The organism is Rickettsia helvetica (assembly GCF_963970025.1).
Classification (GTDB): Bacteria; Pseudomonadota; Alphaproteobacteria; order Rickettsiales; family Rickettsiaceae; genus Rickettsia; species Rickettsia helvetica.
Map to the genome: position 1 here is coordinate 851,091 of NZ_OZ018776.1, position 26,392 is coordinate 877,482.

Sequence of the window (26,392 nt, forward strand, 5' to 3'; positions counted from 1 at the left end):
AATGTTTCGTCAAGTTAAATATATATTTTTATGGGAAAATTAATTATAATGCTGCATTATTAATTTATACTGAAAATATTTAAATTAGATCATTATGAAAACACAGCTTGTAGTTCTCACTAATAGAGGGCAAATGACAATTCCAAGTTATATTAGAGAGAAATTAAATTTATCCACAGGAAGTAAGTTAGAGTTAATAGTGCAAGATAATTCTTTTATGGTAATACCTATAAATAAATCAGTTAAAAACTTGAAACATATTTTACCAAAACCTAAAAATACTCTAACTATAGATGAAATGAATGAAATTATTAAAGGTTCATATGATAGGAATTGATACAAATATTCTCATTCATTACTTAACCGGAGACGATAAAGTACAAAGCATTAAAGCTATAGAATTAATAGAAAAATATTCCGGTAAAGAAAATTCAATATTTATAAATAATATAGTTATATGTGAATTAGTTTGGGTATTAGAAAAAGGTTATAAATATTCAAAAGAGCAAATAATTTTAGTACTAAAAGAAATATTTAGTACAGTTGAATTTAGTTTTGAGAATCAACAAGTCTTATGGTTATCAGTTTTAGAATATGAAAATTATAAAACAGATTTTCCCGATATATTAATAGGTAAGCTAAATATATTTAATGGATGTAATTATACTGTTACTTTTGATAAAGCAGCAAGTGAACTAACAATATTTAATAATTTATAAAACTACTTTATCTTTGATAGGCGGGTGCTATGTCTGCCGCCTTCAAATTTAGTGATTAAAAACTTATCTATAATATCAAATACTATTTTGTGATCTATGGTTTTTGCCCCGAGTATCAAGATATTAGCATCATTATGAGCTTTAGCATTTTCGGCAGTTAATATCTCATTGCACAAAGCGGCTCTTATCTCCGAACTACGATTAGCAGCTATAGACATGCCAATCCCCGTATCACTAATTAAAATACCGATAGGAGCTAATTTTTCAATAATAATATCTACTACTTTCTTAGCATAATCAGGATAATCAACGGTTTGTGTATTATTCGTTCCGCAGTCATAAATCTTTAGAGATTTCTGCTCTAAATAATTGATAATTTCAGACTTAAGCTTATAACCTGAATGATCACTAGCTATGACAATATTATAAGTTTTCATAGTTAATTTTTTGATGGAAAATAGTGATAAAAATTATATACTATGTAAGAGTCTATCTGTAAATAAATTTTAATTGATAATTAAATTCTTTTTTGCTACAAATTATAAGATTTTTTTGAAATATGAATAACTATTCCTTCAAAAATCTTATTAATTTTCGCTATAAAAGCTCTTTAATTATCAATTAAAATTTATTTACAGATAGACTCTAAGATTTGTTTTCTAATGTAAATAATAGTTTTGTTAAATATATGAAATATCCTGTTGCACTTAGTATCGTTATATGTTTTTGTTTAGTTGCTTGCGTTGATCAGCCACCGGCTCCAATTGAGTATAAAGTAGGAGATGTTACTGCAAATAATAATTCTACCGAACTAGATCACGATGAGGGAATGATAGTTCAAAGAACTATGGAAGATACTTCTACATCAGAAAAAGTTAGCGGTAGACTCGAGGAACCAAAGGCAAAAATTATAGAAGATGATAATGATGATATTGAGATTCCTGTATCTCGGAATGAAGATAAAGATGAAGGAGCGATAGCACAATTAAACTTTGTAAAACCGTTAAATGGGGTAATTATTACCGAGTTTAAAGCCGGTAAAAGTAAAGGGACAGATTTATTGTAGCTAAAGAATATAGCGAAGTTAAATCAATAGCTGCAGGAACGGTAATATATTCAGGCTTTAATAAACAATTCGGTAATTTAGTAATAGTTAAGTTAGATAAAGACGATTTGGAAGTAGCATATGCGAGTTTAGATGATTTATTACTTAAAAAAGGTGATAAAGTTGCTAAAAATAGTGTTATCGGACATGTAGAACATAAGTTATATTTTGCGATGCGTAAAAACAAAATAGCGGTTGATCCAAGCAAATATATAGGATTTTAAATGGAAGATTTTATTACTCTTACCAAATACGGCGAACCTCAAAATGTTATAGTAAGGAGGAGTAGCAAAGCTAAAAATATAGCCATCCGAATTACGCCTAAAGGTGCAGAGCTTATATTACCTCTTAAGGTAAAAGCCGAAAAAGGTCATAATTTTTTGTTAAGTAAAGAATATTGGGTTAGGCAAAAATTACATCGTAATGTAACTGTGATACCAAAGGATGAAGATAAGATTTCTATTTTGGGTAAATCTTATGAAATGATACATATTGATTCGTCTAAAAATCAGATAAAACTAAATGATTCTACGTTAGAAGTGTATTGCAGTAAGGTACTAAAAACACTTAGTATAGAAGTATTCCTTAAAAAGAAATTATTAGCAGAAATAAAAATAATAGTAGAGAATATATCCAAAAAACATAATTTGACTTATTCTAATATTAGAATAATAGAAAATGTTAGCCGTTGGGGGAGTTGTTGTAGCAAAGGGAATCTTGCTTTTAATTGGCGGGTAGTTTTTGCCCCCTTTGAAGTACTGAAATATTTAGTAGCTCATGAAATGGCACATTTAAAAGAAATGAACCATAGCGAAAATTTTTGGCAGTTAGTTGAGGATATATATCCTGAATACCAACTGGCAAAATTATGGCTAAAAAGAAACGGTAAGAATTTATATAGTTATTTGTCGTGAAATGTCATCCCATGGACAAGCCACGGCATGACACCTGATAATTAAAGAATACAGAGGATAGAATGCACAACACCACAAAAAGAGCAACAGTTCCGGCACTTGAAGAAATCTTATATGAGCCTATAAAAGTGTTAGATCACGGCTTTATTAGAGTTATTGACTATATGGGAGATGATAGTGCTATAGTACAAGCAGCACGTGTTTCTTACGGTAAGGGTACGAAGCAATTAAACCAAGATAAAGGGCTGATAAACTACTTGCTTCGTCACTATCATACCACTCCTTTTGAGATGTGTGACATCAAGTTCCATATTAAACTACCGATATTTATTGCAAGACAATGGATTAGGCATAGAACGGCTAGTGTTAATGAATATTCGGCAAGATATTCTATTTTAGGCAATGAATTTTATCTACCTGAACCGGCAAATATTGCTTCCCAATCTGCCGTAAATAAACAATGTAGGGAAGGGGATAGCTTGCCGAAAGAAGTGGCTGAAAAGGTCCTTACAATTTTAGAGGAAGATGCTAGACAGTGCTACGGGCATTATAAGGAGCTGATGAATGCCGATGAAGAGGGTAATATTATAGATGAAAACGCCACAGGGATAGCAAGAGAGCTTGCCCGTATGAATTTAACTTTAAATTATTATACTGAATGGTATTGGAAGATTAATTTACATAATTTACTTCATTTCTTAAGGTTGCGTGCCGATCCTCATGCTCAATATGAAATTAGAGTTTATGCCGAAAAAATGCTTGAGATAGTCAAAGCTTGGGTACCTTTTACTTACAAAGCTTTTGAGGAATATCGTTTGCAGGGAGCAAATATTTCACGTAAAGGTTTGGACGTAATTAAAAGAATGATAAAAGGTGAGAAAGTTACCCATGAGACTAGCGGCATGACTAAAAGAGAATGGGAAGAATTAATGAAGATTTTTGGGTAGTTTCGCAAGGTGTCATTGCGAGTGACCAAAGGCGTTGTTGTGTGGCTCGATTTTTACCGTCATTGTGAGAAAAAACTGTAAGTTTTGATGAAGCAATCCAGTCAAAAATTCTAATTGACAGAATTTTTTTAATTATTTTCTGGATTGCCGCACTCACTTTGTTCGTTTGCAATGACGATTTTTAAGCCATACAACAAAGCCGCAATTTCCTCGCAATGACGTTAATTATAAAAAGGAGTATTTTGAGTGAGAAATATTATATATTTTATACTATCACTATTATTTAGTTTTACCGGTTATGCACTTGAAACAATAAATATTGAGCATGGGCGAGCTGACCCTACACCTATAGCAGTAAATAAATTTAATGCTGATAGTTCTACTGATAACGCAGTAGGTCACGATGTGGTTAAAGTTATCTCTAATGATTTAAAGCTTTCGGGGTTATTCCGTCCTATTTCCTCTGCATCTTTTATAGAAGAGAAGACAGGAATAGAATATAAACCGCTTTTTGCTGCATGGCGTCAAATTAATGCTAGTCTTTTAGTAAACGGTGAAGTTAAAAAACTAGAAAGCGGTAAACTTAAAATTAGCTTTATATTATGGGATACGTTGCTTGAAAAACAGCTCGCCGGTGAAATTCTTGAAGTACCGGAAAATCTATGGAGAAGAGCAGCACATAAAATTGCCGATAAAATTTATGAAAAAATTACCGGTGATGCCGGTTATTTTGACACCAAAATAGTGTATGTATCAGAAAGTAGTTCTTTACCGAAAATAAAAAGAATTGCTTTGATGGATTATGACGGGGCTAATAATAAATACCTTACCAACGGTAAATCACTAGTCTTGACCCCAAGATTTGCTCGTTCAGCGGATAAGATTTTTTACGTTTCATATGCTACTAAAAGAAGAGCACTCGTTTATGAAAAAGATTTAAAAACAGGCAAAGAAAGCGTAGTAGGTGATTTTTCCGGTATATCTTTTGCTCCTAGATTCTCACCGGACGGTAGAAAAGCTGTAATGTCGATAGCTAAAAACGGCTCGACGCATATTTATGAAATTGACCTTGCTACTAAACGGCTTCATAAATTAACTGACGGATTCGGTATTAATACCTCTCCTAGCTATTCACCGGACGGTAAAAAAATTGTGTATAATTCCGATAGAAACGGTGTTCCTCAATTATATATCATGAATTCGGATGGAAGTGATGTTCAGCGTATTAGTTTTGGCGGTGGTTCTTACGCAGCTCCTAGCTGGTCGCCTAGAGGAGACTATATAGCATTTACTAAGATTACTAGAGGAGACGGAGGAAAAACTTTTAATATCGGAATTATGAAAGCATGCCCCCAAGATGATGAGAATAGTGAAAGGATAATAACAAGCGGATATTTAGTCGAAAGTCCTTGTTGGTCGCCTAACGGACGAGTTATTATGTTTGCTAAAGGTTGGCCTTCAAGAGCTAAAGCTCCGGGAAAGAATAAAATTTTTGCAATTGATCTAACAGGTCATAATGAAAGAGAAATTATAACACCGGCAGATGCTTCTGATCCTGAGTGGTCAGGTGTGCTGAATTGATGCTTCATCGTTGGGAGAAGGCTTGCCTGCGTGGACATACCAAAATCGTTATTGCGAGGAAATTACGTAAGTAATTGACGAAGCAATCTCAGGAGTTTGTCATTATTTCATGAGATTGCCACGCGGCCTACGCTACGGCTGCTTGCAATGACGATTAAGAATGTTAAGCTACTTCTCTACTATGGTTTAAAATAAACTTCTTTATTTTTTCAAAAGCCGTATTTTCTATTTGTCTAATACGTTCCTTAGAAATATTATACTCATTGCTTAGAATATCTAGAGTTTTAGGAGTATCCGTTAATTTACGCTCTGTTAAAATATGAAGTTCCCTATCGTTTAAAATCTTCATAGCATTTGATAGTAACTTCCTTTTACTGGTAAAATTTTGCTTATTAACAGCCATAGCTTCGGGAGTAGGGCGTGTTTCTGGTAATAGTTCTATTAGTTCTCCTGATTCTGCATCATCACTATTTATAGAGTTATTTAACGATAAATCAGGACCTGAAATTCTAGTATTCATTTCAGAAACTTCATTAACCGAAACGCCTAGCTCATCTGCTATTTGTGCAAAATCATCGGTAGTAATAGCCCTTGAGTATAAATTAGTAATTTTATGCTTAACTTTATTAAGACTAAAAAATAATTTTTTTTGTGCGGCCGTTGTTCCCATCTTTACTAATGACCAAGATTTTAATATATATTCTTGTATGGCTGCTTTAATCCACCACATCGCATATGTTGATAGGCGGAAACCAAGTTCGGGATTGAATTTTTTTACTGCCTGCATTAAACCTATATTACCTTCTGAAACCAGTTCGGTAATAGGAAGACCGTAAGTCCTATAGCCGCTTGCAATTTTTGCAACAAGCTTAAGATGGCTCGTTACTAATTTATGTGCAGCTTGTAAATCATTCTCCTCTAAATAGGATTTCGCTAATAAAAATTCTTCTTCTTGCGTAAGTGAAGGAATTTTATTGATTTTCTGTAAGTAGCTATAAAATCCTGATTCGCTAGAAATTGCTAATGCATTAATACTATTAGTCATACTAACCTTAAAAACTATTTTTCTTTATACTAACACATATATGATCTAAAATAAACTTTTTCTAGAGTATTTTTAAATAAAATCAAATAATGTCTAAAAAATCCAATAAAAATTTAGCTTTTTCCTTGTTGGGATTAATAATTAGTATGGTGTTACTAAGTTTTGCTTCCGTACCTATCTATAATTTATTTTGTAAAGTTACAGGATATGGCGGCACTACTGTAAAAGAAACGGTGAGTGTATATTCTAAGGTAAAAGGCACTAAACCTATAATTATCGAGTTTGATACTAATGTTGATAAAGATTTGCCTTGGCGTTTTATCCCAAGGCAGCAAAGAGTGCAAATTATTCCGGGGCAGAATACTCTAGTGTTCTATGAAACGGAAAATCTAAGCGATAACGATATAATAGGTACTTCCGTATATAATGTTACTCCAAATAAAGCAGGAAAATATTTCGTAAAAATTCATTGTTTTTGTTTTGAAGAACAATTATTAAAAGCCGGCGAAAAAGTCTTAATGCCGGTTACATTTTATATAGATAAGGATTTTGAGCTTGACCCTGAAATGCAAGACATTAAAGTACTTACCTTATCTTATAGTTTCTTTAAAGTAAGAGAGATATCGTCATTGCGAGGAAATTATGTAAGTAATTGACGAAGCAATCTCAGGAGTTTGTTATTATTTCATGAGATTGCCACGCAGCCTACGGCCGCTCGCAATGACGATTTTGGAGTTATGCAACGACACCGGCTCATCGAGTATACACTCGATAACCCATTTACGAAGTCTAACAACCGGTAGAGTATTTATAAGAGCGGTAGAAGGTAAAACTTTGCCGTTAGTATTAAAGTTAATTATAGGTTCTATACCATATATGCTATACCACGGCTTTAATGGTGAGCTATTTGAATATTTACGGTGGAACCAAGATAAAGAAGGTGTTGTTTCTTCATACTCTATTACTTTAACCGATTGTGGATTTTTGTGATATATAAGGCTAAGTACCGATTGATCGGAATGATGCCATTTATATTCATCGTAATTAGGATAGATATTATAATCTTTGCCTGAAAGAATTCTAATATCTTCGCAACTTTTTAGCCATTTTTCAACAAAAGAACGAGAAAGCTCAGTATTACGCACAATAATAACGGCACTCCAAATGTGATCATCATTTCTGCATTTGTCAGTAAGACAATCCATTAAAGCGAAAGTTTCGCCTTTAACAAAACTACCATTTTTACGATTGCGATCATGTACCAGTAATAAATCATTATTGCCTAAAAGATTTGTTAAATTACTGATATGCTTTTTAATAACAAAAGCCGAATCTAAATATACTATAATGGCTCCTTCCGGTGCATTTTTCATTGTTTCAAGTATAATATAAGGCTTCCATAGCCATAATCCCGCTCCTGCAGGTTCATTAAAAATTTCTTGATTTTTTTCTATAAACGCTTGATTTATGTGTTTTTTCTTATAGTTCAATATGAAATCTATACCTTTATTAATTGCATAGTGAGTAGTTGCATTCTGATTACGATAAACATGCTCCGGACCGTCGGCATAAGAAACTAAATAAATAGGTTCTTTTATAGAATTCTGAATAGATAAATCTACTTTTTGTAACGATACGTCATTAATAAAACCTTGACGTGCATATTCTAAAATAATCAGTATAAAATAAATTAGAGCTAACGTAATAATCGTCTTGTATAATATTTTAAATAACATATAATTTAATTTTTTGAATTCTTTAAGCTACGTCATTGTGAGCAAGCTTTGTTGCCTTGATACCGAGTCGTCATTGCGAGCAGCCGTAGGCTGCGTGGCAATCCAGGAAAAATAATAAAAATTCTATAAATCAGAATTTTTAATTGGATTGCTTCGTCAATTACGAAGTAATTGACGAAGCAATGACGAAATCGATAATTATTAAACAGCACCAATTGTAGCATTTTAATATGTTAAAAGATAGTGTTGTAATTTAATTATAAATTTAGTATAACTTGCTGTTTGTTTAAGGTTGGTATGATTAATTTAGGGGATAAGCAGTCTACTATAGTTGTCGCAATGTCGGGCGGGGTTGATAGTTCGGCGGTTACCGCAATGCTGCATGAACAGGGACATAATGTTATAGGTATTACCTTGCAGCTATATGATCATGGTATGGCAGTAGGGAAAAAAAATGCCTGTTGTGCCGGTCAGGATATTTACGATGCTAAAATGGTAGCAAACAAACTAGGTATTCCTCATTACGTACTTGATTATGAGAGCAAATTTAAAGAGTCGGTAATAGATAATTTCGTCGATAGCTATTTACAAGGTGAAACACCGCTGCCGTGCGTACAATGTAATAAATCGGTAAAGTTTAGGGATCTAATTAAAACGGCTAGAGAACTTGGGGCAGATAAGCTTGCTACTGGTCATTACGTACGAAAAATAAACGGTGATAACGGAGTGGAGTTGCATACGGGACTTGATCCGGCAAAAGACCAAAGTTATTTTTTATTTACGACAACTAAAGAGCAATTAGAATATTTAATCTTTCCTCTTGGGGGACTTACTAAGGATGAAACACGAAAGCTTGCTAGTAAATTTGGGCTTGAGGTAGCGGATAAGCCTGACAGCCAAGATATTTGTTTCGTACCTGACGGAAATTATAAGAGCGTAATAAATAAAATACGTCCGGATAGCAGTGAAAGCGGTAAGATTATTCACATAAACGGGTTTGAACTAGGAGAGCAGCATAGCGGTATAATTAATTACACTATAGGGCAACGTCGTGGGCTTGGTATAGCTTATAATGAGCCTTTATATGTAGTAAAGATTGATCCTAAGGACAATATAGTATATGTAGGACCGGAGTCCGCATTAAACGTACAGGAGTTTATAATTAAAGACGTGAATTGGCTTGCAGATGAGATTAAAGATAACGAAAAGCTAGAAGTAGCCGTTAAAATTCGCTCGACAAGACCGCCTCGTCTAGCCGAAATCAGTAAACTTGGTGATGATAAAATGAAAGTAAAATTTTTATCCGAAGAAAAAGCCGTTGCCCCTGGGCAAGCATGCGTTATTTATGCAGGTGAAAGAGTGCTTGGTGGCGGATGGATTACTAGGGAGATAAGGTAGTCATTCCTGCGAGGAGTGGATGCCAAATCGTCATTGCGAAGCCACGAAGTGGCTGTGGCAATCCAGAAAAAATAATAAAAAAATGCTAATCTTTAGCATTTTTAACTGGATTGCATCGTCAAAATTTTCAATTTTTCCTCGCAATGACGAAAAAATTATTACATTAGGCAATACAAAATAAGCTCACTAAAATAGGAGAAACTAATGAGTTTTTTAAGGAAGAAAAGTTTTGAATCAGTAAAGGAGATAGGTAGCTCAAGCGGTCTTAGCAAAACGCTTGGAGCATTCGATTTAATATTACTAGGTCTTGGTGCAATGATCGGCACGGGCGTATTCGTCGTTACTGGTATAATTGCTGCTAAATTTTCAGGACCTGCAGTGATGATATCTTATATAATTGCCGGTATTACCTGTATTTTCGTTGCACTTGTTTATACCGAACTTGCCGCTATGCTTCCGACTTCCGGCAGTATTTATACTTATTCCTATGTTGCATTCGGCGAAGTATTTGCTTGGATGATCGGTAGCGTTATAATATTAGAGTTTGGAGTATCTGCCGGAATAGTAGCAGCCGGTTGGTCCGGTTATATACAAGGAATATTAGAGGTTGGAGGAGTATACTTACCAAAAGCCTTAACTACCGTGCCTTCAAATGGTGGAGTAATAAATTTACCGGCATTTTTAATTTCGGCATTTATTGGATTTATTTTATTTTTAGGTACTAAAGATAGTAAAAAAATAAATGCTATTTTAGTTTTTATAAAAATGGCAGCAATATTTGCTTTTGTTGTGGCAGCTGCTCCGCATTTTGATGCTACTAATTGGAGTAATTTTATGCCGTTCGGTTTCAGTGGCGTCGTGATGGGTTCTTCTATTTTGTTCTTAGCTTTTACAGGTTTTGGAACAATTGCAACCGCAGCTGAAGAATGTAAAAATCCAAAACGTGATATAATAATCGGTATTATAGGATCACTAGTTTTAACTACTTTAGCATATGTGGTAATGTCAGGCTTAGTTACCGGTATAGCTCCTTTCGATCAGCTAAATAATGATCGTCCGCTTGCTTATGCCTTGACTATCAATAATAGTAGAATTGGTTCAGCAATTGTTTCAACTGGAGCGGTTTGCGGTATGATGACGGTGTTGATGATGAATATTTACGGTACTTCTCGTATTTTTTATGCTATCGCACGTGACGGTTTACTACCGAAAAGTTTTGCAAAGTTGCATCCTAAATATGATAGCCCGTATATTACGATTATAATATTCTCTGCACTTGCAGCGTTTTTAGGCGGTTTTTGTCCTACTGAAATTATAACACAATTAACTTCAATGGGAGCACTTATTGATTATATTGCTGTAGCAATAATAGTAATGATGTTTAGGATAAAATTACCGACTGCTCAAAGATCATTTAAATGTCCTATAGTATTTATTATTGCACCGTTTATTTTGTTTGCTTGTATCTATCTATTACTTACACAAATGTACGGTGATGAAATATATAAAGGAAATTTTAACCTATTAACGGCAGGTCGTGCATTAATATATTGGTTTATTACAATATTTGTTTTATATATTGTAAGATCATTGTTTATGAAAAAAGAGCAGAACTAGATGTTATTCCTATGGTCATTGCGAGCAGCCGTAGGCTGCGTGGCAATCTAGAAAAATAATAAAAAAATTCTGTAAATCAGAATTTTTTACTGGATTGCTTCGTCAAAACTTACAGTTTTTCCTCACAATGACGGAAAAACCTATCCACGCAACAATACCTGCTTGCAATGGCGTTGATCCACACAACAAAACAAAATTAACCAAATGACTGAAAAGCTGCAATCACTCCGAGGAATGAAAGATCTTTTGCCGGATGATTATAAAGTGCACAACTATATAATTAATAAGGCAAGAGATGTTGGAGTATTATACGGCTATAAACAAATGAGTACTCCTATTTTGGAGTATACCAAAGTCTTTAACCGCTCAATGGGTGAAAGCTCTGACGTAATCAGTAAAGAAATCTATAGTTTTTTAGATAAAAGTAATGAATCTATAGCTCTTAGACCCGAGTTCACGGCCGGTATTATTAGAAGCTTCATCTCAAATGGTTTACAACATAAATTACCCTTAAAGTTCTTCTCTATCGGTCCTGTTTTTCGTTATGATAGACCGCAAGCAGGGCGTCAACGTCAATTCCACCAACTAAATTACGAGTATATCGGAGCTAAAGGTGCTATTACTGATGCCGAAACTTTAAAGCTGGTAGTAGACATACTTAAAGCACTCGAAATAGAGCAGGATACTACCTTAGAGCTTAACTCTCTTGGGTGCAGTGAATCAAGAAGCGTGTATCAGCAAAAATTAGTAGAATATCTAAATGATTTTAAAGATCAATTATCGGAAGAAAGCAAAATAAGGCTGATCAAAAATCCTATGAGAATCCTTGATTCAAAAAGCGAGATTGATCAAAAAATAGTAGCTGCAGCACCGGTTTTATCTGAATATTACAGTGATGAATCCAAAGAATATTTTGATGAGTTACTAAAATATCTTGGTATTTTAGGTGTGAAATATAGTATAAACCCACGTTTAGTTAGAGGGCTTGATTATTACTGTCATACTGCTTTTGAATTCACTACGAAAAAGCTTGGATCACAATCTACTATTCTTGCTGGCGGTCGATATGATGGGCTTGCTAAAATCATGGGTAATAATGATGATGTACCGGCTATCGGTTTTGCCGCCGGTATTGAGCGAATTGCTTTAATGCGAGAATATAATGTATCGTCATTAAGTCTAGTAGCTGTATTACCTATAGGTGAAAATAATATTTGTTATGCTTTAGAAATTGTAGATAAATTGCGAACACAAAATATTGCTACTATCATAGAACCTCTAGGTAAAATAGCTAAAAGAATACAACGCATCCTTAATGAAAATGCTAAATTTATTATTTTCATAGGTGATGAAGAACAGACAAATAATAGCCTCAAACTTAAAGATTTAGAAAAACAAGAAGAATATATAGTAGATCTTGTAAAAGCTCTTGAATTATTGAAGAAATATTAGCATTGCCTCGAAGCAGTTGATATCATCATTGCGAGGAGAGGTTGTTGCGTGGATCGAAAAATGTGCTTGATGTGTCATATCGTGGCTTGACCACGGTATCCAAAAAACAGTTTAAAATACTAAAACCATTAGTATTTTAAACTGGATTCGCGATCAAGTCGTGGGAATGGACAGCGGTGGAATTGATCCATGCAACAACGCTTACGGCTGCTCGCAATGACACCTCAGTATCCACACGGGCAATGCCAATAAGGTCTTTTAAGAGTTGTATAAAACAAAATCATCTTTTTACCCTGAATTTAATCACGATATCTAAAAATATGATTATTATAAACGATTTAGCTATGAGTTATGGTGTAAAAATACTATTTACCGATGTTAAATTTGCATATTAAAAATAACAAACGATATGGTCTTGTAGGTAGCAACGGAGCAGGTAAAACAACTTTTTTCAAAATTTTAACTAAAGAAGAAGAGCCAGCTTTCGGTGATATTAACATACCTAAAAATTCTAAAGTAGGTTGTTTAAAACAAGATCAATTTCTTTATGGAAATACTAAAATTATAGATACGGTAATAGCAGGGAATAAGGAGCTATGGAAAGCTTTAGAGGAAAAAGATGAGATATTAAATCGGCAAGAATGTAGTGATGAAGATGGGTATAAGCTTGGTGAACTTGAGCAAGTAATATATGATAACGACGGTTATACTGCGGAAATTTTTGCAGCTAGCTTGCTTATAGGTCTTGGAATAAACAAAAAATATCATTATGAGCCGCTTTCTGTTTTATCGGGAGGTTATAAGTTACGTGTTTTACTTGCACAAAGTCTATTTAATAATCCCGATATTTTACTACTCGCTGAACCGACAAATCACCTAGATATTATTTCAATATATTGGCTTGAGAATTATTTAAAAAACTCTTTTAAGGGAATATTAATTTTTATATCGCATGATTTAGCTTTTTTAAATAATGTCGCAACGGATATTTTGGACATAGATTATGGAGAAATAAAACTATATACGGAAAATTATGATACTTTTGTTCAAGAAAAGCAGATAATAGCTATGCAGAAGCTAAGCAAGCGAAATTTTTTAGAAAAGAAAATAGCAAATATGCAGGCTTGGGTTGATAAATTTAGAGCAGGGACGAGAGCAAGGCAAAGTGCCTCCCGAGAAAAGCAGTTAGAGAAAATAGAATTACCGGATATATAGAAATCTTCAAGAATTAGTCTGTTATTTAGATTTAAACAACTAAGATCATCAGGAAAATTAGTATTAAAAATCGATCAAATAACTAAAGATTTTGAGAATAAGTAAATATTAAATAAAGTTAGTTTTAACGTATCACGAGGAGCAAAAATTATTATTATCGGTGCAAACGGTATCGGTAAATCTACTTTATTAAAAATCTTAATGAATAAAATATCAGCAGATCAAGGTAGCTATGAGTGGGGTGAATCACAAATATCTTATTTCGCTCAAGATCACCATGAGTTACTTAATGAAAATATTAGTATTATTGATTGGCTTAAAAAGCAATCTGAAAAGGAAACGGAAAATACTATTAGAAATACGCTTGGGCAAGTATTATTCCATAGTGATGAAGTAAATAAAAATATTTTGAGTTTAAGCGGCGGCGAGGGTGCAAGGTTATTACTTGCTAAAATGATGCTAGAAAAAAGTAATATTTTGGTTCTTGATGAACCGACAAATCACCTTTGATATAGAGTCAAGAGAAGCTCTTAAAAAATCTCTAATTGATTTTGATAGTATGGTAATATTAGTAACGCACGATCGTGATTTTGCAAAATCCATAGCAATAATTCTTATTGCTCTTTCTCATAGAAAAAATCTTATTGATTTTAAAGATAAATATGATGATTATATTGAGAAATACGGTAATGATTATTTAAGTTCTACTACAAAATTATCCTAAGTTTTAGGCATTGCTCATTAAATATAGATATCGTCATTGCGAGCAGCCATAGGCTGCGTGGCAATCTCGTCAAATATCCTGAGATTGCTTCATCAATTTACTTTGTAATTTTCCTTGCAATGACCATGCAAATCAAGTCATACAACAAAGCATAATCTTAAATTTAATCACTCTACATTATAAAACTCCAGATGATGACCGCTAATAAACTTTTTTACTTCAGCATGGTTACCGTACTCATCAAAATTTAATATATTTGTAAATAGTCGGTCATCACAGTCCCACTTAGCTTTACAAGCATTTTCCTTAATAAGTTTAACTCCATTTACTCCGTGTTTGTGATATATTATTCCTTTTTTTAAAGCAGAAATAAAAGACATAATTTTACTTTTATCAAAGGTATTATAGATTTTTTTAGAAATTGTACCGTAACAATCAAATCCTCTATATTTGCCAAGAAATTTAGCCGTACCTTCTCTTACTTCCTGATTATCAATTTTAATTTGACCTTCTTTAGGAATATTCCAAGAATTATTATTGAAGTGGGTAATCTTTTGAATGGCTAGATAAAATTCATGTTTCTTTTTTAGTTGATAATATTGATGAATTTTTTTTGCATCATATTGATCAATTAATTGTTCTAAATTTTCTATTTGCTTATTATCGGGGGAATAGCTTGCAATAATTTCTTCTTGTTTTTTTGACTTAATTTACTTGCATATTCTTACACTTTTTCTTGATTGTTATTTAATAAGGCGGTAACTATCCCAATTTCTAAAGTATTTTCATTGCAAGAATCATTTTGCAGAGCGTTTTCAACATTTTGGAAAATCTTTTCAGATTTTTCAGAAGTTAATTTAGTCTCGTTATCTGCTATTAAACCGGTATTAACCGCGTTAAGAACTTCTACTTTTTCATTGGGATTTAGAGTATTATTTTGAGGTAATGTATAATTTGGGTCCACGTAACTCCAAAGCTTTATAATAGCCTTTTCATACAAATTTATTTGATGCTCAGGCATTTTATTTAAAAGATCAGAAGCCGTTTTAAATTGCTTATACTACATAGGGCGAGTGAGAATGCTAGAAGTATGTTGCTTGGGGCATCACTAATTGCTTTTAGTTTTGCGGTTAATATTGATTGCTGTTTTTTTGTAATTGTTTGTGTATTGGAAATTTTGTTATAAAAAGCCATGTATTCACAGCCGTCATATATTGATAAATAAAAGGGAACTAAGGTATTTTTTTAAATTAAATCTAACTTCTCATAAGAAATTTCATATGGATTAGTTAACATTTCTAGAATGTATTTTATATATTCTATCGGCACATATTGTATTAAGTCATTAGCTTTATCAAATTCGCCTTGTATTCTTATAATTAGACCATAAATGATAGGCTGCTGTTGGATGTGTGCATAGAAGCACAAAGGCATGTTCATAACATTTAGTGGACATATAATAGTTTCCGATTTCCTCACAAGCACAACCTGTTCTATAATACCACTGGGCTAAAACCTGATCTTCAGTATTATTATTTAACAAAAAAATAGATTCTTCAAGTAATGCTTTTGCCTCTTCAAAATTTTTATTTTCCATTAGTAAATCAGAGAATTGACCTGACAAATCCAAGCTGAATTTTATATATAGTACTAGTGCTTGGATAATTTTAAGCTTAGATTCCGGTTCAATAAGTTTTAGCACAGGAAGTATATATTCTGCACGTTTGCTATATTGTTCAACTTCTTTTGCAAAGTGATTAAAATATAAATTTGTTGCTGTAATTATATATTTAAATATCTCTTTAGCAGTTTCATTGTATCTATTTAATATACTACATTGAAAAGCAAGACTCATTACTTGAATTTTAGTTAGCGTATCAGGTGTTTTAGGAATGATTTTATCCGGTATCCATTTTATGGATTCACCATCTAAATTTATATTCAAAAAAGCCGGGTCTCTATATTATTTTATAATTTTTCAACAATTCATGATTTTTGTAGCTTTCATATGGATAATTAGACATTAATCTATGCAATAGTGAATGCTTAATTTTTATAGTTTTTTTGGTATCTATTTCAGTTTTTTCGCTATTTAAATATCCAAATATATAATGCATTACTTCTATAGCTGCACCAACAGTTGGTATAGATGAAAATTTTGAAATTTTACATAGAATTATTATTAAAAGATTATTCTAAAAATAATAACAAAGGAGTTTAAGAAGACAATAGATTTTTTAATTTAAAATGAGACATTGCCTAGAAACAAGTTGATAATTTGAAAAGTTTACGTCATTGCGAAGAAATTACAAAGTAATTGACAAAGCAATCTCAGGATGCTTGACAAGATTGCCACGTCGCTTCACTCCTCGCAAAGCTTTGTTGCGTGGATACCAAATCGTCATTGCGAGCAGCCGTAGGCTGTGTGGCAATCTCATGAAATAATAATAAACTCCTGAGATTGCTTCGTCAAAACTTACAGTTTTTCCTCGCAATGACAAAAATTTTCACATAACCTAATGACAAAAGTAAAATATGAATATATTATTTAATTTTAGAATAATTAAATAATATACATTCAATGAGTGCAGATACTAATATTAGCGATAGCTTAGAAATTGTTACGCAAGATCATTTATCGATTTTTTCTTTAATAAGTTCATCCGACATTATCGGTAAGTCGGTTATGTTGATGTTGCTTATTGCCTCCATTTGGTCATGGGCTATTATTTTGGATAAAATATTTAAGCTAGTGCAAGTGCAGAAAAGAATGCAAGCATTTGAAAATGTGTTTTGGTCTGGTGGAGTATTGGAGCAATTATATGAAAGCATAAAGAGGTCGGTTAATAATCCGCTAGCTTTAATATTCGTATCCGCTATGGATGAGTGTAAAAGCTTAAACACTAAAGGGCTTTCCGATGCATTAAAAAATAACCATAAAGAGCGTATAACGGGTGCAATGTATCTAGCTCAAAATAGAGAAGTCGAAAAGCTTGAGAAGAATTTGAGCTTCTTGGCAACTGTTGGATCAAGTGCTCCTTTCATAGGTTTATTCGGTACCGTTTGGGGGATTATGCATAGCTTCCAATCGATTGCTACTTCAAAAAATACTTCACTTGCCGTAGTAGCTCCCGGAATTACCGAGGCGTTACTTGCAACGGCTATCGGTTTATTTGCAGCTATTCCAGCAGTAATTTTTTATAACTATCTTATTTCCCGTATTACTCTTATCAATAATAAGATTGAAGATTTTATTAGCGAGTTAAACTCTATACTTTCTAAGGCAATTGATCAGGAGAAAATGTAATGGCTATAAAGCTTGCCGGAAGTAATAGAAAAAGCAAAAGAGCGGTAGTTAGCGAAATTAACGTTACACCGCTTGTTGACGTGATGCTTGTGCTATTAATTATTTTCATGATTACTTCTCCAATGCTTGTTTCAGGTGTAAATGTGGATTTACCTGAGACAAATTCAAGCCCGATTTCAAGTCAAGATGAGCCTTTGGTTGTTACTATCAATAATAAAGGTGAAATTTTCTTGCTTGAAACTCCAATAGAGAGAATGCATTTAACCGACAAGCTTGCAAATATCACTAAAGAAAAAAAGGATGCTAGAATTTTTGTAAGAGGCGATAGAAATGTCTCGTATGGGCAGGTGGTAGAGATAGTTGCTGAAATTCATGCTGCCGGCTTTACTCGTGTAGCTCTTATTTCAAATATTAAAAATAATGAAAAGTAATCAAAATAAGGATAATTTTACGGTTTTCCTTAGCTTCTCTATTCTTCTACACTTACTTCTTTTATATTTTTTTCTATTCGGTATGCCATCGCTTTTTGAAAAATTACCGGAAGAGCACACTATAACTTTTGAGATGTTACCTGTTAGCGATAAACCAAATATCATAACCCAAACAAAGCAAAAAGAAGCCCCTATAGAAAATAAAGACGCTAAAAAGTCTGAGCAGAGTAAGCCTAAAGAGGAAGAACCGCAGCAAGATTTGCCTAAAGAAGAAAAAGCAAAAGAGCCTGAAGCTAAAACAATAGAAGAAAAGCCTAAAATAGAAGAGAAAAAACCTATAGAAGAACCAAAGCCGGAAGAAGCGAAAGAAGCGTTGCCTGAGAAAAAAGAAGAAGTAAAGGAAGAAAAGCCTAAAGAAGAGGAAAAAAAACAAGCAGAAGAAAAGAAGAAGCCCGAAGAGAAGAAAGAAGAAGCCGTTGTCAAAAAGTCTGAAGAGAAACCAAAAGAGGTAAAGAAAAAAGAGCCTAAAACCGATGAGCTTGATTCTTTACTGAAGAATTTAGAGCAATCCTCTGAAGGGGATAATGTAAAATCCAATAAGCATCAAAGATCAAAAAAAGTTGATAATGCAAAAGAAACTAAAGGTGTTTATACGGATGGGCTGCCTCTTTCCGATAGTGAAACATCTTTGATAAAAAGACAGATTGAAAGACATTGGAGTAATGTACCGGCAGGGGTTAGAGGTAATAATAAGGTAAAAGTTATTATTAGTATTACGTTAGATAAGGCAGGGAACGTTGAGCAGGCAAAAGTTAAAGAAAGAATTTGTCCTAATATTCCGGCTAGCATTTGTGAAGCTTTAGCGGATAATGCAATTAGAGCGGTATGGCAGGCAAGCCCTATTGAAAACCTTGATCCTACACGCTTTAACCATTGGAAAGAGATTAATTTTAGCTTTGATCCAAGTAAATTATAGGTTGGGCATTGCCCGTGTTGGATACCAAATCGTCATTGCGAGCAGCCGTAGGCTACATGGCAATCCATAAAAAATAATAAAAAAATGCTAATTTTAGCATTTTTTACTGGATTGCTTCGTCAAAATTTTCAATTTTTCCTCGCAATGACGATTTTCGCACCACGCAGGCAAGCCTTTCGCGGGAATGACATTAAGCACCATGCAATAATTTAAAAATATTATTCATCATGTTCGTGGTGATCACCGATTAATTCAAGTCCCATATCTTTTGGCTCATTATTGAAGCAATAATAACAGCAATAACCTATTAAGAATAATAAGGTTGCTCCCACATTAAAAGTAGAGTCAAAGCAGCACTACTAGAGCTTGTTAGCTCATATTCTGAAGGTAATAAATCCATAGGGATGTCTTTGTTCATAAAACTTAGTTATTATGTTTACTATTTATAAATAAAAAAACTCTATAACTTTGTCTATTAAAATTACATTTATTTCACAAAGTTTTAAGAGCAGGATAAGTAAATAATAATAAATGGCATAAATTTAGACCGCAATGGACTATCATAGAGCATAATATTTTGTCTGTTTTATAATATGCATAACCATAGAAAAAACCGCATATAGTGCTTAAAGCTATATATGCCCCGCCTTGAAAATGTGCAATCCCAAATATTAAAGATACTATAATAACAGCTAAAATCTGCTGTTTTGGTAAAAGACTTTGTAATGTTCTTTGTTAAAAACCCTCGAAAGAAAACTTCCTCAGCCATACATACTAAAAAGAAATTATTAATTGCCCATATTGGTAGTATGCTTGGGATTTTAGGCTCAAATAAGACGTAACCGCTTATTAAATTGACAGAGTCATAATTATCATTATACACAGAGTGAAAGAGAAAAGAAGGTATACCTTAGAGCATTCTTACTTTCTTGTTTTTCTAAAAACATCTTTCCAAACCAGCTTCTAGAGGTAATTTATACGTCGATCCGGTACTCGAATCCTCACGTATGCTTGTGTACGCTGCGGTTCTGCGTTCCGTGTCTCCTTTAAATTCCTCTCTAGAAGCTGGTTTGGAAAGATGTCTAATATATAAATCACTGACAGAGAAAATTATTAAAGCCGGCATTACCTTATCAAAATTTAGATACATAGAAAACGGTATGGATAATTCCGATAACTGTACTTTATCAATAGCAAGTATATTAAAAAATTCTGGAACTTTATGAAAAGCAAATATAGTAAAACCTAGCGAGATTAATATAAATAATAAGGTTTTTAATACTTTATTTAGCTGTAAATTAAAATAGGCATAGGTAATAGCAGTAAAAATAGATAAAGCCCCAAACTCCTATAATATTTTATTACGCTTTGATATAAAGCAGCTAAAATCGTAATGCCTATGCCTAAATATGTAGGTCTTTTATCACGACAAAACAAGATATTAAGATTGTTATAACGAGAAAAATGTAGGTGATAGTTAAGGATGGACATATAAACCTTTGTAAAAAACTATTTTTAATGTATAATTATTTTTTAGCATTAAAAATAGAAAAATTATTAAATATAGAGATTTTTAATAAATAATAATTGGATTTTAAAAAGAAAATATAAAAGATAATCATAAGAAAAACCAGTAAAATAATATATAGAATTGGGAGATTTTATGAAAGATATAGAATATTGGGAAAAGAATTTTGAAAGTTGTAAGTATTCAGATAAATTAATCGAAAGGCTTTTATTTTTCAATACCCAAGTAAAACAATCTATCGATATTAGAGAAGTTAAAAAAGGTATTTATTATGCTCGTAAATATCATGGTGAGCAAATGCGTCAATCGGGTGACCCTTATTATTCTCATCCAATCGCAGTAACAATTATGGTAGCGGAATTTGTAGCAAAAGAAGTACCTAAACTCTTTACTTTTAGAATGCTACAAGCTGCATTACTTCATGACACTATTGAAGATACTGAACTTACTGAAGAAATGATTAGCAACATTTTTGATGAAGAAGTAGCAAGGCATGTAGCAGGTCTAACTAGAATTAAATCTTGTGGAAAAATAAGTAGCGAGAAAAGTCTTATTTTATTAATTAAACAAAAAAGATACGATACTGCTCTTATAAAACTTTTTGATAGAATACATAATTTACAAACTTTAGGAGCAAAATCGCCTGAAAAAGCTCATAAAATAATTAAAGAGACATTAAAAAGCTTTTTAGTATTAAGTGAAATGCTTGAAATACCTTTAGTTTCAGAGCTTATATATGCTGAATGTTATAAAAATAATTTAAAGTTTAATATAGATTCTACTTTTAATAAAATTATAAATTTTGATTCTTTTCCATTCTCTCAAAATAAGTTACTCCCATGAAGAAAGTTATACCTACCGGAATGAAAATTAAAAATAACCCCCAATATCCTAAATAATTGGTAATATAAACTAAACCAAATGACGTTATAATATAAGTAAATAATTTTGCTATTGCACTTAGCATACTAGTATACGTAAATCTCTTAAAAACCGGAAAATATTTATAAAATATAGGAGCTGCCGGTATGTGATCAAATACGAATAATGCAGCTAAACATTGAAAAATAAAAATATATAAAGGAGTAGGGTTATAATTTAACATTATAGGAAAAAAAATGAGAGAGGTAAAAAATAGATATAATTTTACCTTTAGGATTTTTAAAGGATGGATTTTATAGCTAATAAATGCAAGACCGATAATACCGAGTAAATCTATTATAGATACCCAAAAATTTTGATTTATAATTTGATTCGGAGTAAATCCGCATTCTCTTTTTAATATATCACCGCAATATATATACACGAAATAAAAACACGGTGGTCTAGCACACTGGATAAAGAAATACCAAATAGAAGTGGCGTTTGGAACTTTTTGATCTAGAATATCTTTATCAATGTCTTCAAGCATAATATTATTTTCTTGAAGTCTTAGTTTTAATTTGTTTCTTTTATTTGAAAATGCATCTGCTTCTTTTAAACTAGTCCTTGCAATAGTACCTACAAAAGCGATAGTTGCACCAACGAAAAAGGCTATACGCCAACTTGATTCATATTGATAAATATTTTGATTAGTAAAAATTGATGCAATACCTAGTGCTACCGTCGTGCCTACGGCAGAAAATACGGTTATAATTGCTACTAATGGATATTGTATAGGAGGAGATGAATTTTCGGTTAAATACAGCTCTGCACCTCGTGCTTCTGCAGTTGCCGACATACCTTGAATTATACGACATATATTAAGAACCCAAGAGGCTGTTATACCTATCTGTGCATATGTTGGCATGCTGCCTATAATCACACAAGTAATAGCCATTAATAGGGTAGTTAAAATAACTACAATCTTACGTCCAAAATGATCGCCTATATACCCAAATATTAATGCTCCTATAGGTCTTAGCAAATAGGTAGAACAGAAAGAAAAGGCAGTAAGCAACGAAAAAGTGAAAGGATCATATTCTGGAAAAAATAAATTATTTAAAAGCACCGCCATATGCACATAAAGCATAAGATCAAAATACTCTAGAAATGTACCTATAGAAAGTAATCCGACAGCTTGTTTTTGTTCTTTATTGAAACTTCTTTGTTCTATTTCGTAGCCTAACATATAACCTTTATTATAATTAGATTGTAAAATAAGCTTATACTTTTGTAGTTAAAAGTCAATCAAGAATTAAGAATTTTTAATAAATATTGTTACTAAATATCTAGGTTCCGTAAAGTTATCTAACCTGAAATTTTTAAATTATCTATTTTTCTCTAAAAGCTTTAAATGCAGTATCAGTAACGGGATCAAGTAAATATCTAAGTAGTGTTCTAGTACCGGTTACGATTTGTACCTCAGCTTGCATACCGGGGTGTAATTCAAGATTTTTAACTTTAGCAACTTTGTTAAATTCATCCATATCGATTTCAACTCTTGCAACATAATAATTATCTTGTTGTTGTCCCGGGTGCTGTCTTTCATCTTGTACTATATCGGGAGATATGCTTACTACTTTACCGGTAAATGTTGGAGTTGTTCTTGATTTAAATGCACTAAAACGTATTTTTGCAACTAATCCCTCATGTACTGAGTCAATATTTTTTTGAGATACCTTTGCTTCTATTATTAATGGGTCATTAATTGGCGAAATTTCCATAATAGTTTGTCCGTGACCTATAACACCGCCTATTGTATGATATTTTAAATTATTAACTATACCGTCAACAGGTGATCTGATTATCACACGATTAAGCGAATCCGTCAGGGAATTATATTTTTCTTTAAGAGATGCTGTTTGTACTTGAGCTTCACGAAGCTCTGTTAAAGTCCGTTCAGTGTATTTATTTTGTTGATTTATAATTTTAATTTGAGTTTCGGTAATAGCATGGCGTATTCCTGCTATTTCGGCTGCAGTTGTTGCAACATCGCTTTTTGAAGCGGCAACTTTTGCCTCTTGGTCTAATAAGGCTGCTTTTTGTACAAAGCCTTTTTCTTTTAACGTTCTTAAAGCTTTTAAACGGTCTTGATAAACTTCAGCAGTTTTGGAGGCGGCAACTTTTTTTGCTTCTAAACCTTCAATTTTTTTCTCAAGTTGAGCAATATTTTGATGTAATGCATCTTTCTCTGAGTTATATACTTCTTTTCTAGATCTAAATAAATTTTCCTGCGTATGAATTATTTTAGCTACTTCCGGTAAATTTATATCCTGCATTAGAAAATCAGAGAATTCGATTTGTTCTAAATTATCACGTTCGGCAATTAAACGATTTTCAGTTGCTAAAAAATTACGGTACTGACCAAGGATATTTTCATGTTCGCTTTTTATTCTAGTTTCTTCAAGTTCTATTAACTTATCGCCTTCTTTGACTTTATCACCTTGCTTAACGTAAATAGCATTGATTATTCCGCCTTCATGATGTTGAATCGTTTTTTTATTTGTGCTTGGCACTACGATACCGACAGCTACAGCACCGCTATCAAGCGGAGCAAGAGCTGACCATAATCCGCCTATTAATACTAAAAAGATAATAACATAAATACCGAAAAGTATAGGTAACCTTGCAGCTTGGGCTACGTTATTACGATCTTTATCGGTTTTCTTGGTAATAAAATTAACAAACCTATCAAGTTTTACTAATAAGAATTCTATAGCATGAGAGGTTTTCCTTAATGTAGTATTTATTAAAGCTTTACGTTTAGAACTTTGACCTTTAAGGTTTAACGCATCTTCTCTTAAGGATAATAATTGTTTTAATTGTTCCGGAGTAATTTGAGGTTTATTGTGTTTTAAGTCCTGCATAATATTTAATCATTATTATATTTAGTCAGCATTGTTTGTATTTTGCGTCATTGCGAGCGGGCATTGTTGCGTGGATACTGAAGGTCGTCATTGCGAGGAAAAACTGGTTCACGCAATAATGCCAATCAAACCATGATATGACATTTTAGTTGTTAATATGAATTGTACCGCTTTTTAAAGTTTTAAAGTGTTTTTGAATCTCTTCTTCCGTTCCGTAAACTGCAACGGCTCCATCCTGTAATATTAGAATTTTATCAACAACGGATAATACGGATGGTCTATGTGAAATTACAAGAACTGCTATTCCTTTAAGTTGTGCTTGTTTTAAGGCACTTGCAAGGGCAACTTCACCTGCCTCATCTAAATTAGCATTAGGCTCATCTAAAATGATGAGTTTTGGATTACCGTAAAAAGCTCTAGCAAGCCCGATACGTTGTCTTTGACCACCTGATAGATTAGAGCCTGCAGGACCGATATCAGAATCATAACCGTCAGGGAATCTTAATATCATTTCATGAGCTCCGGCTATTTTAGCTGCTTCAATAACTTTTTGTGGGTCGGCATTTTCTTCCATTCTAGCTATATTTTGTTTAATACTACCACTAAAAAGTTCTATTCCTTGAGGAAGATAGCCGACATGTCTACCGAAATCTTCTCTATTCCAACGATAAATTTCAGCACTATCTAAACGTACGGAACCTGATGATTCTTTCCATACCCCGACTATGATTTTAGCTAAAGTTGATTTTCCTGTAGCCGAAGGACCGATAATTGCTAACACTTCGCCCGGTTGTACTGCAAAACTAACACCTTTTAAGATATATTTCGGTACGGGAGGTTGAGGTAAATGTTTCGGTATAGGATGAGCATAATAAACATTTTCAACAGTAAGATGACCATCAACGTTCGGAATCGGCATCGCTTCGTCTCTAGAAGAATAAGTGTTAAATAAATTATTAATGTTTTTGTATGATTTAATAGCACCGCTCATACTTTTCCATAGGTCAATAGCATTATCGAAAGGAGCAAGAGCTCTACCGACTATGATAGAACTCATAATCATATTACCGGGAGTCATATCTGCACTGTGAGATTTTACAACAATGTAAGCACCGACTCCGGTAACAGCCATTTGCATTATGTTACGGATAAACCTTGAAAAGTTAGAAATAACACCGTTACGATAGCTAGCAACTGATTGCTTATCAAGTGCTGATATGTTAAATTTATGCCAATTTTTTGTAACATTTTTCATCATTCCCATTGCTTCAATTGCTTCTGCATTTCTGTTTGCAATATCGGCTTGTGTCATACCTTTTATCGAAAATTCGGTAGCTTCACCTAGCATCTTATTAGTAGCCGCTGCGTTAAAGAAAGCGGTTGAAACTATGATAATTGCACCAAAAACGGTAATAAGACCGATATATGGATGAATTGAAAAAATAACCACAATATAGATAAGGCTCCAAGGGGCATCGAATAAAGTATTAATTCCGGTACTTGTTAGGAATGTTTTGACGGCTTGAAAATCACGTAATAATTGGCTAGAACCCATATTTGCTCGTGTTGCAGCTGCAGAAATTGAAGAAGCAAAAATTACGGGAGCTACTGTTCTATCAAGCCATTCCCCTACCTTTATAAGTGTAAAAGAACGAGCAATTTGTAATAATCCATAAACAAAATAAATATATGCGATTATTATCGATAAAAATAATAATGTTTGTAGATTACCGCTTCCAAGGACTCTATCAAGCACTTGTAATGAGTAAAGAGGAGTAATTAACATTAGTAAGTTAATTATAAAAGCAAACCAAAAGACTATCCAAAAAGCTGTTCTACATTCGCCTAATGCTATTACTAGCGGGTTTTTTTTATTTAGATTATTATTTTTATTATCCATATTAGTTAT

The 26,392-nt window shown here is 32.9% G+C and carries 25 protein-coding genes and 4 pseudogenes; 18 read left to right on the forward strand and 11 right to left on the reverse strand.

Features of this window, described 5'->3' with window-relative positions:
• The first annotated feature begins 94 nt into the window (after positions 1–94).
• Together AB1146_RS05090 and AB1146_RS05095 are read left to right on the forward strand one after the other, a co-directional pair.
• Positions 95–337: an AbrB/MazE/SpoVT family DNA-binding domain-containing protein gene (locus AB1146_RS05090; protein ID WP_010423462.1), complete on the forward strand. Its 243-nt coding sequence runs from the start codon at positions 95–97 to the stop codon at positions 335–337.
• Positions 324–719 (forward strand): PIN domain-containing protein, encoded by a 396-nt coding sequence (locus AB1146_RS05095; RefSeq protein WP_040611322.1) that lies wholly within the window; start codon positions 324–326, stop codon positions 717–719. Before AB1146_RS05090 ends, AB1146_RS05095 begins: the two co-directional genes overlap by 14 nt.
• A 2-nt stretch (positions 720–721) precedes the next feature.
• Here AB1146_RS05095 and rpiB read toward each other — a convergent pair whose 3' ends face one another.
• Positions 722–1,156, reverse strand: coding sequence for a ribose 5-phosphate isomerase B (gene rpiB / locus AB1146_RS05100; RefSeq protein ID WP_010423458.1), 435 nt, complete (start codon positions 1,154–1,156; stop codon positions 722–724).
• A gap of 215 nt (positions 1,157–1,371) precedes the next feature.
• On the opposite strand from rpiB, the pseudogene AB1146_RS05105 reads away from it, so the two are divergent.
• From AB1146_RS05105 to tolB, 4 genes and pseudogenes are all read left to right on the forward strand, one after another.
• A pseudogene (locus AB1146_RS05105) lies at positions 1,372–2,048 on the forward strand (murein hydrolase activator EnvC family protein).
• The gene (locus AB1146_RS05110) at positions 2,049–2,738 is read left to right on the forward strand and encodes a M48 family metallopeptidase (protein WP_010423453.1); all 690 of its coding nucleotides are present in this window, start codon (positions 2,049–2,051) and stop codon (positions 2,736–2,738) included. It abuts the pseudogene before it with no gap.
• A gap of 62 nt (positions 2,739–2,800) precedes the next feature.
• Positions 2,801–3,685: an FAD-dependent thymidylate synthase gene (thyX, locus tag AB1146_RS05115; protein WP_010423451.1), complete on the forward strand. Its 885-nt coding sequence runs from the start codon at positions 2,801–2,803 to the stop codon at positions 3,683–3,685.
• 246 nt (positions 3,686–3,931) lie between these two features.
• Positions 3,932–5,266, forward strand: a complete 1,335-nt coding sequence (tolB, locus tag AB1146_RS05120) for a Tol-Pal system beta propeller repeat protein TolB (protein WP_010423449.1) — start codon at positions 3,932–3,934, stop codon at positions 5,264–5,266.
• Between the two features lie 163 nt (positions 5,267–5,429).
• Here the strand turns inward: tolB and rpoH are convergent, their stop codons facing one another.
• Positions 5,430–6,311 carry an RNA polymerase sigma factor RpoH gene (rpoH, locus tag AB1146_RS05125; protein WP_010423447.1) on the reverse strand — a complete coding sequence of 294 codons (882 nt, stop codon included), beginning with the start codon at positions 6,309–6,311 and terminating at the stop codon, positions 5,430–5,432.
• 89 nt (positions 6,312–6,400) lie between these two features.
• Between rpoH and AB1146_RS05130 the strand changes: the two genes are divergently transcribed.
• Positions 6,401–6,967 carry a cytochrome c oxidase assembly protein gene (locus tag AB1146_RS05130; protein WP_010423445.1) on the forward strand — a complete coding sequence of 189 codons (567 nt, stop codon included), beginning with the start codon at positions 6,401–6,403 and terminating at the stop codon, positions 6,965–6,967.
• 24 nt (positions 6,968–6,991) lie between these two features.
• Here the strand turns inward: AB1146_RS05130 and AB1146_RS05135 are convergent, their stop codons facing one another.
• Entirely contained in the window at positions 6,992–8,047 is a 1,056-nt protein-coding gene (locus tag AB1146_RS05135) for a hypothetical protein (RefSeq protein ID WP_010423444.1), read from the reverse strand.
• Positions 8,048–8,344: 297 nt separating this feature from the next.
• Between AB1146_RS05135 and mnmA the strand changes: the two genes are divergently transcribed.
• The 7 genes and pseudogenes from mnmA to AB1146_RS05175 all read left to right on the forward strand — a co-directional run bounded on the left by mnmA (position 8,345) and on the right by AB1146_RS05175 (position 14,453).
• The gene (gene mnmA / locus AB1146_RS05140) at positions 8,345–9,445 is read left to right on the forward strand and encodes a tRNA 2-thiouridine(34) synthase MnmA (RefSeq protein WP_010423443.1); all 1,101 of its coding nucleotides are present in this window, start codon (positions 8,345–8,347) and stop codon (positions 9,443–9,445) included.
• Positions 9,446–9,649: 204 nt separating this feature from the next.
• Entirely contained in the window at positions 9,650–11,062 is a 1,413-nt protein-coding gene (locus AB1146_RS05145; protein ID WP_010423442.1) for an amino acid permease, read from the forward strand.
• A gap of 204 nt (positions 11,063–11,266) precedes the next feature.
• Entirely contained in the window at positions 11,267–12,514 is a 1,248-nt protein-coding gene (gene hisS / locus AB1146_RS05150) for a histidine--tRNA ligase (protein ID WP_010423441.1), read from the forward strand.
• Between the two features lie 320 nt (positions 12,515–12,834).
• Positions 12,835–13,327: pseudogene (locus tag AB1146_RS05160) on the forward strand (ATP-binding cassette domain-containing protein); the annotation flags it as partial.
• A 177-nt stretch (positions 13,328–13,504) separates the two neighbouring features.
• On the forward strand, positions 13,505–13,729 hold the full coding sequence (locus AB1146_RS05165; RefSeq protein WP_332252586.1) for a hypothetical protein: 225 nt from the start codon (positions 13,505–13,507) through the stop codon (positions 13,727–13,729).
• Positions 13,730–13,885: 156 nt separating this feature from the next.
• A complete protein-coding gene (locus AB1146_RS05170; protein WP_232203714.1) occupies positions 13,886–14,239 on the forward strand; it encodes an ATP-binding cassette domain-containing protein in 354 nt (117 codons plus the stop codon).
• Entirely contained in the window at positions 14,217–14,453 is a 237-nt protein-coding gene (locus AB1146_RS05175) for a hypothetical protein (RefSeq protein ID WP_232203633.1), read from the forward strand. Before AB1146_RS05170 ends, AB1146_RS05175 begins: the two co-directional genes overlap by 23 nt.
• Positions 14,454–14,620: 167 nt before the next feature.
• On the opposite strand, the gene AB1146_RS08585 is transcribed toward AB1146_RS05175, so the two are convergent.
• From AB1146_RS08585 to AB1146_RS05190, 3 genes and pseudogenes are all read right to left on the reverse strand, one after another.
• The gene (locus tag AB1146_RS08585; protein ID WP_010423437.1) at positions 14,621–14,833 is read right to left on the reverse strand and encodes a hypothetical protein; all 213 of its coding nucleotides are present in this window, start codon (positions 14,831–14,833) and stop codon (positions 14,621–14,623) included.
• A 325-nt stretch (positions 14,834–15,158) separates the two neighbouring features.
• Positions 15,159–15,647: pseudogene (locus AB1146_RS05185) on the reverse strand (hypothetical protein).
• Between the two features lie 160 nt (positions 15,648–15,807).
• Positions 15,808–16,398 carry a tetratricopeptide repeat protein gene (locus tag AB1146_RS05190; RefSeq protein ID WP_355403661.1) on the reverse strand — a complete coding sequence of 197 codons (591 nt, stop codon included), beginning with the start codon at positions 16,396–16,398 and terminating at the stop codon, positions 15,808–15,810.
• 636 nt (positions 16,399–17,034) lie between these two features.
• Here AB1146_RS05190 and tolQ point away from each other — a divergent pair.
• Genes tolQ through AB1146_RS05205 form a run of 3 tightly spaced genes read left to right on the forward strand, consistent with a single transcriptional unit; the run spans position 17,035 to position 19,167 of the window.
• Positions 17,035–17,760, forward strand: a complete 726-nt coding sequence (gene tolQ / locus AB1146_RS05195; RefSeq protein ID WP_010423434.1) for a protein TolQ — start codon at positions 17,035–17,037, stop codon at positions 17,758–17,760.
• Positions 17,760–18,191, forward strand: coding sequence for a protein TolR (tolR, locus tag AB1146_RS05200; protein WP_010423433.1), 432 nt, complete (start codon positions 17,760–17,762; stop codon positions 18,189–18,191). The genes tolQ and tolR overlap by 1 nt, the downstream gene beginning before the upstream one ends.
• A complete protein-coding gene (locus AB1146_RS05205; RefSeq protein ID WP_010423432.1) occupies positions 18,181–19,167 on the forward strand; it encodes an energy transducer TonB in 987 nt (328 codons plus the stop codon). Before tolR ends, AB1146_RS05205 begins: the two co-directional genes overlap by 11 nt.
• Before the next feature lie 492 nt (positions 19,168–19,659).
• Here the strand turns inward: AB1146_RS05205 and AB1146_RS05210 are convergent, their stop codons facing one another.
• Positions 19,660–19,866: a CPBP family intramembrane glutamic endopeptidase gene (locus AB1146_RS05210; protein WP_083831862.1), complete on the reverse strand. Its 207-nt coding sequence runs from the start codon at positions 19,864–19,866 to the stop codon at positions 19,660–19,662.
• 259 nt (positions 19,867–20,125) lie between these two features.
• Positions 20,126–20,257 (reverse strand): annotated as a pseudogene (locus AB1146_RS05215) (palindromic element RPE1 domain-containing protein); the annotation flags it as partial.
• 573 nt (positions 20,258–20,830) lie between these two features.
• Here AB1146_RS05215 and AB1146_RS05220 point away from each other — a divergent pair.
• The gene (locus AB1146_RS05220; RefSeq protein WP_010423430.1) at positions 20,831–21,538 is read left to right on the forward strand and encodes an HD domain-containing protein; all 708 of its coding nucleotides are present in this window, start codon (positions 20,831–20,833) and stop codon (positions 21,536–21,538) included.
• On the opposite strand, the gene AB1146_RS05225 is transcribed toward AB1146_RS05220, so the two are convergent.
• From AB1146_RS05225 to AB1146_RS05235, 3 genes are all read right to left on the reverse strand, one after another.
• A complete protein-coding gene (locus AB1146_RS05225) occupies positions 21,489–22,805 on the reverse strand; it encodes an MFS transporter (RefSeq protein WP_355403665.1) in 1,317 nt (438 codons plus the stop codon). The genes AB1146_RS05220 and AB1146_RS05225 overlap by 50 nt on opposite strands.
• Before the next feature lie 142 nt (positions 22,806–22,947).
• The gene (locus AB1146_RS05230; RefSeq protein ID WP_010423428.1) at positions 22,948–24,483 is read right to left on the reverse strand and encodes an HlyD family type I secretion periplasmic adaptor subunit; all 1,536 of its coding nucleotides are present in this window, start codon (positions 24,481–24,483) and stop codon (positions 22,948–22,950) included.
• A gap of 145 nt (positions 24,484–24,628) precedes the next feature.
• Positions 24,629–26,383, reverse strand: coding sequence for a type I secretion system permease/ATPase (locus AB1146_RS05235; protein ID WP_355403669.1), 1,755 nt, complete (start codon positions 26,381–26,383; stop codon positions 24,629–24,631).
• Positions 26,384–26,392: the final 9 nt, after the last annotated feature.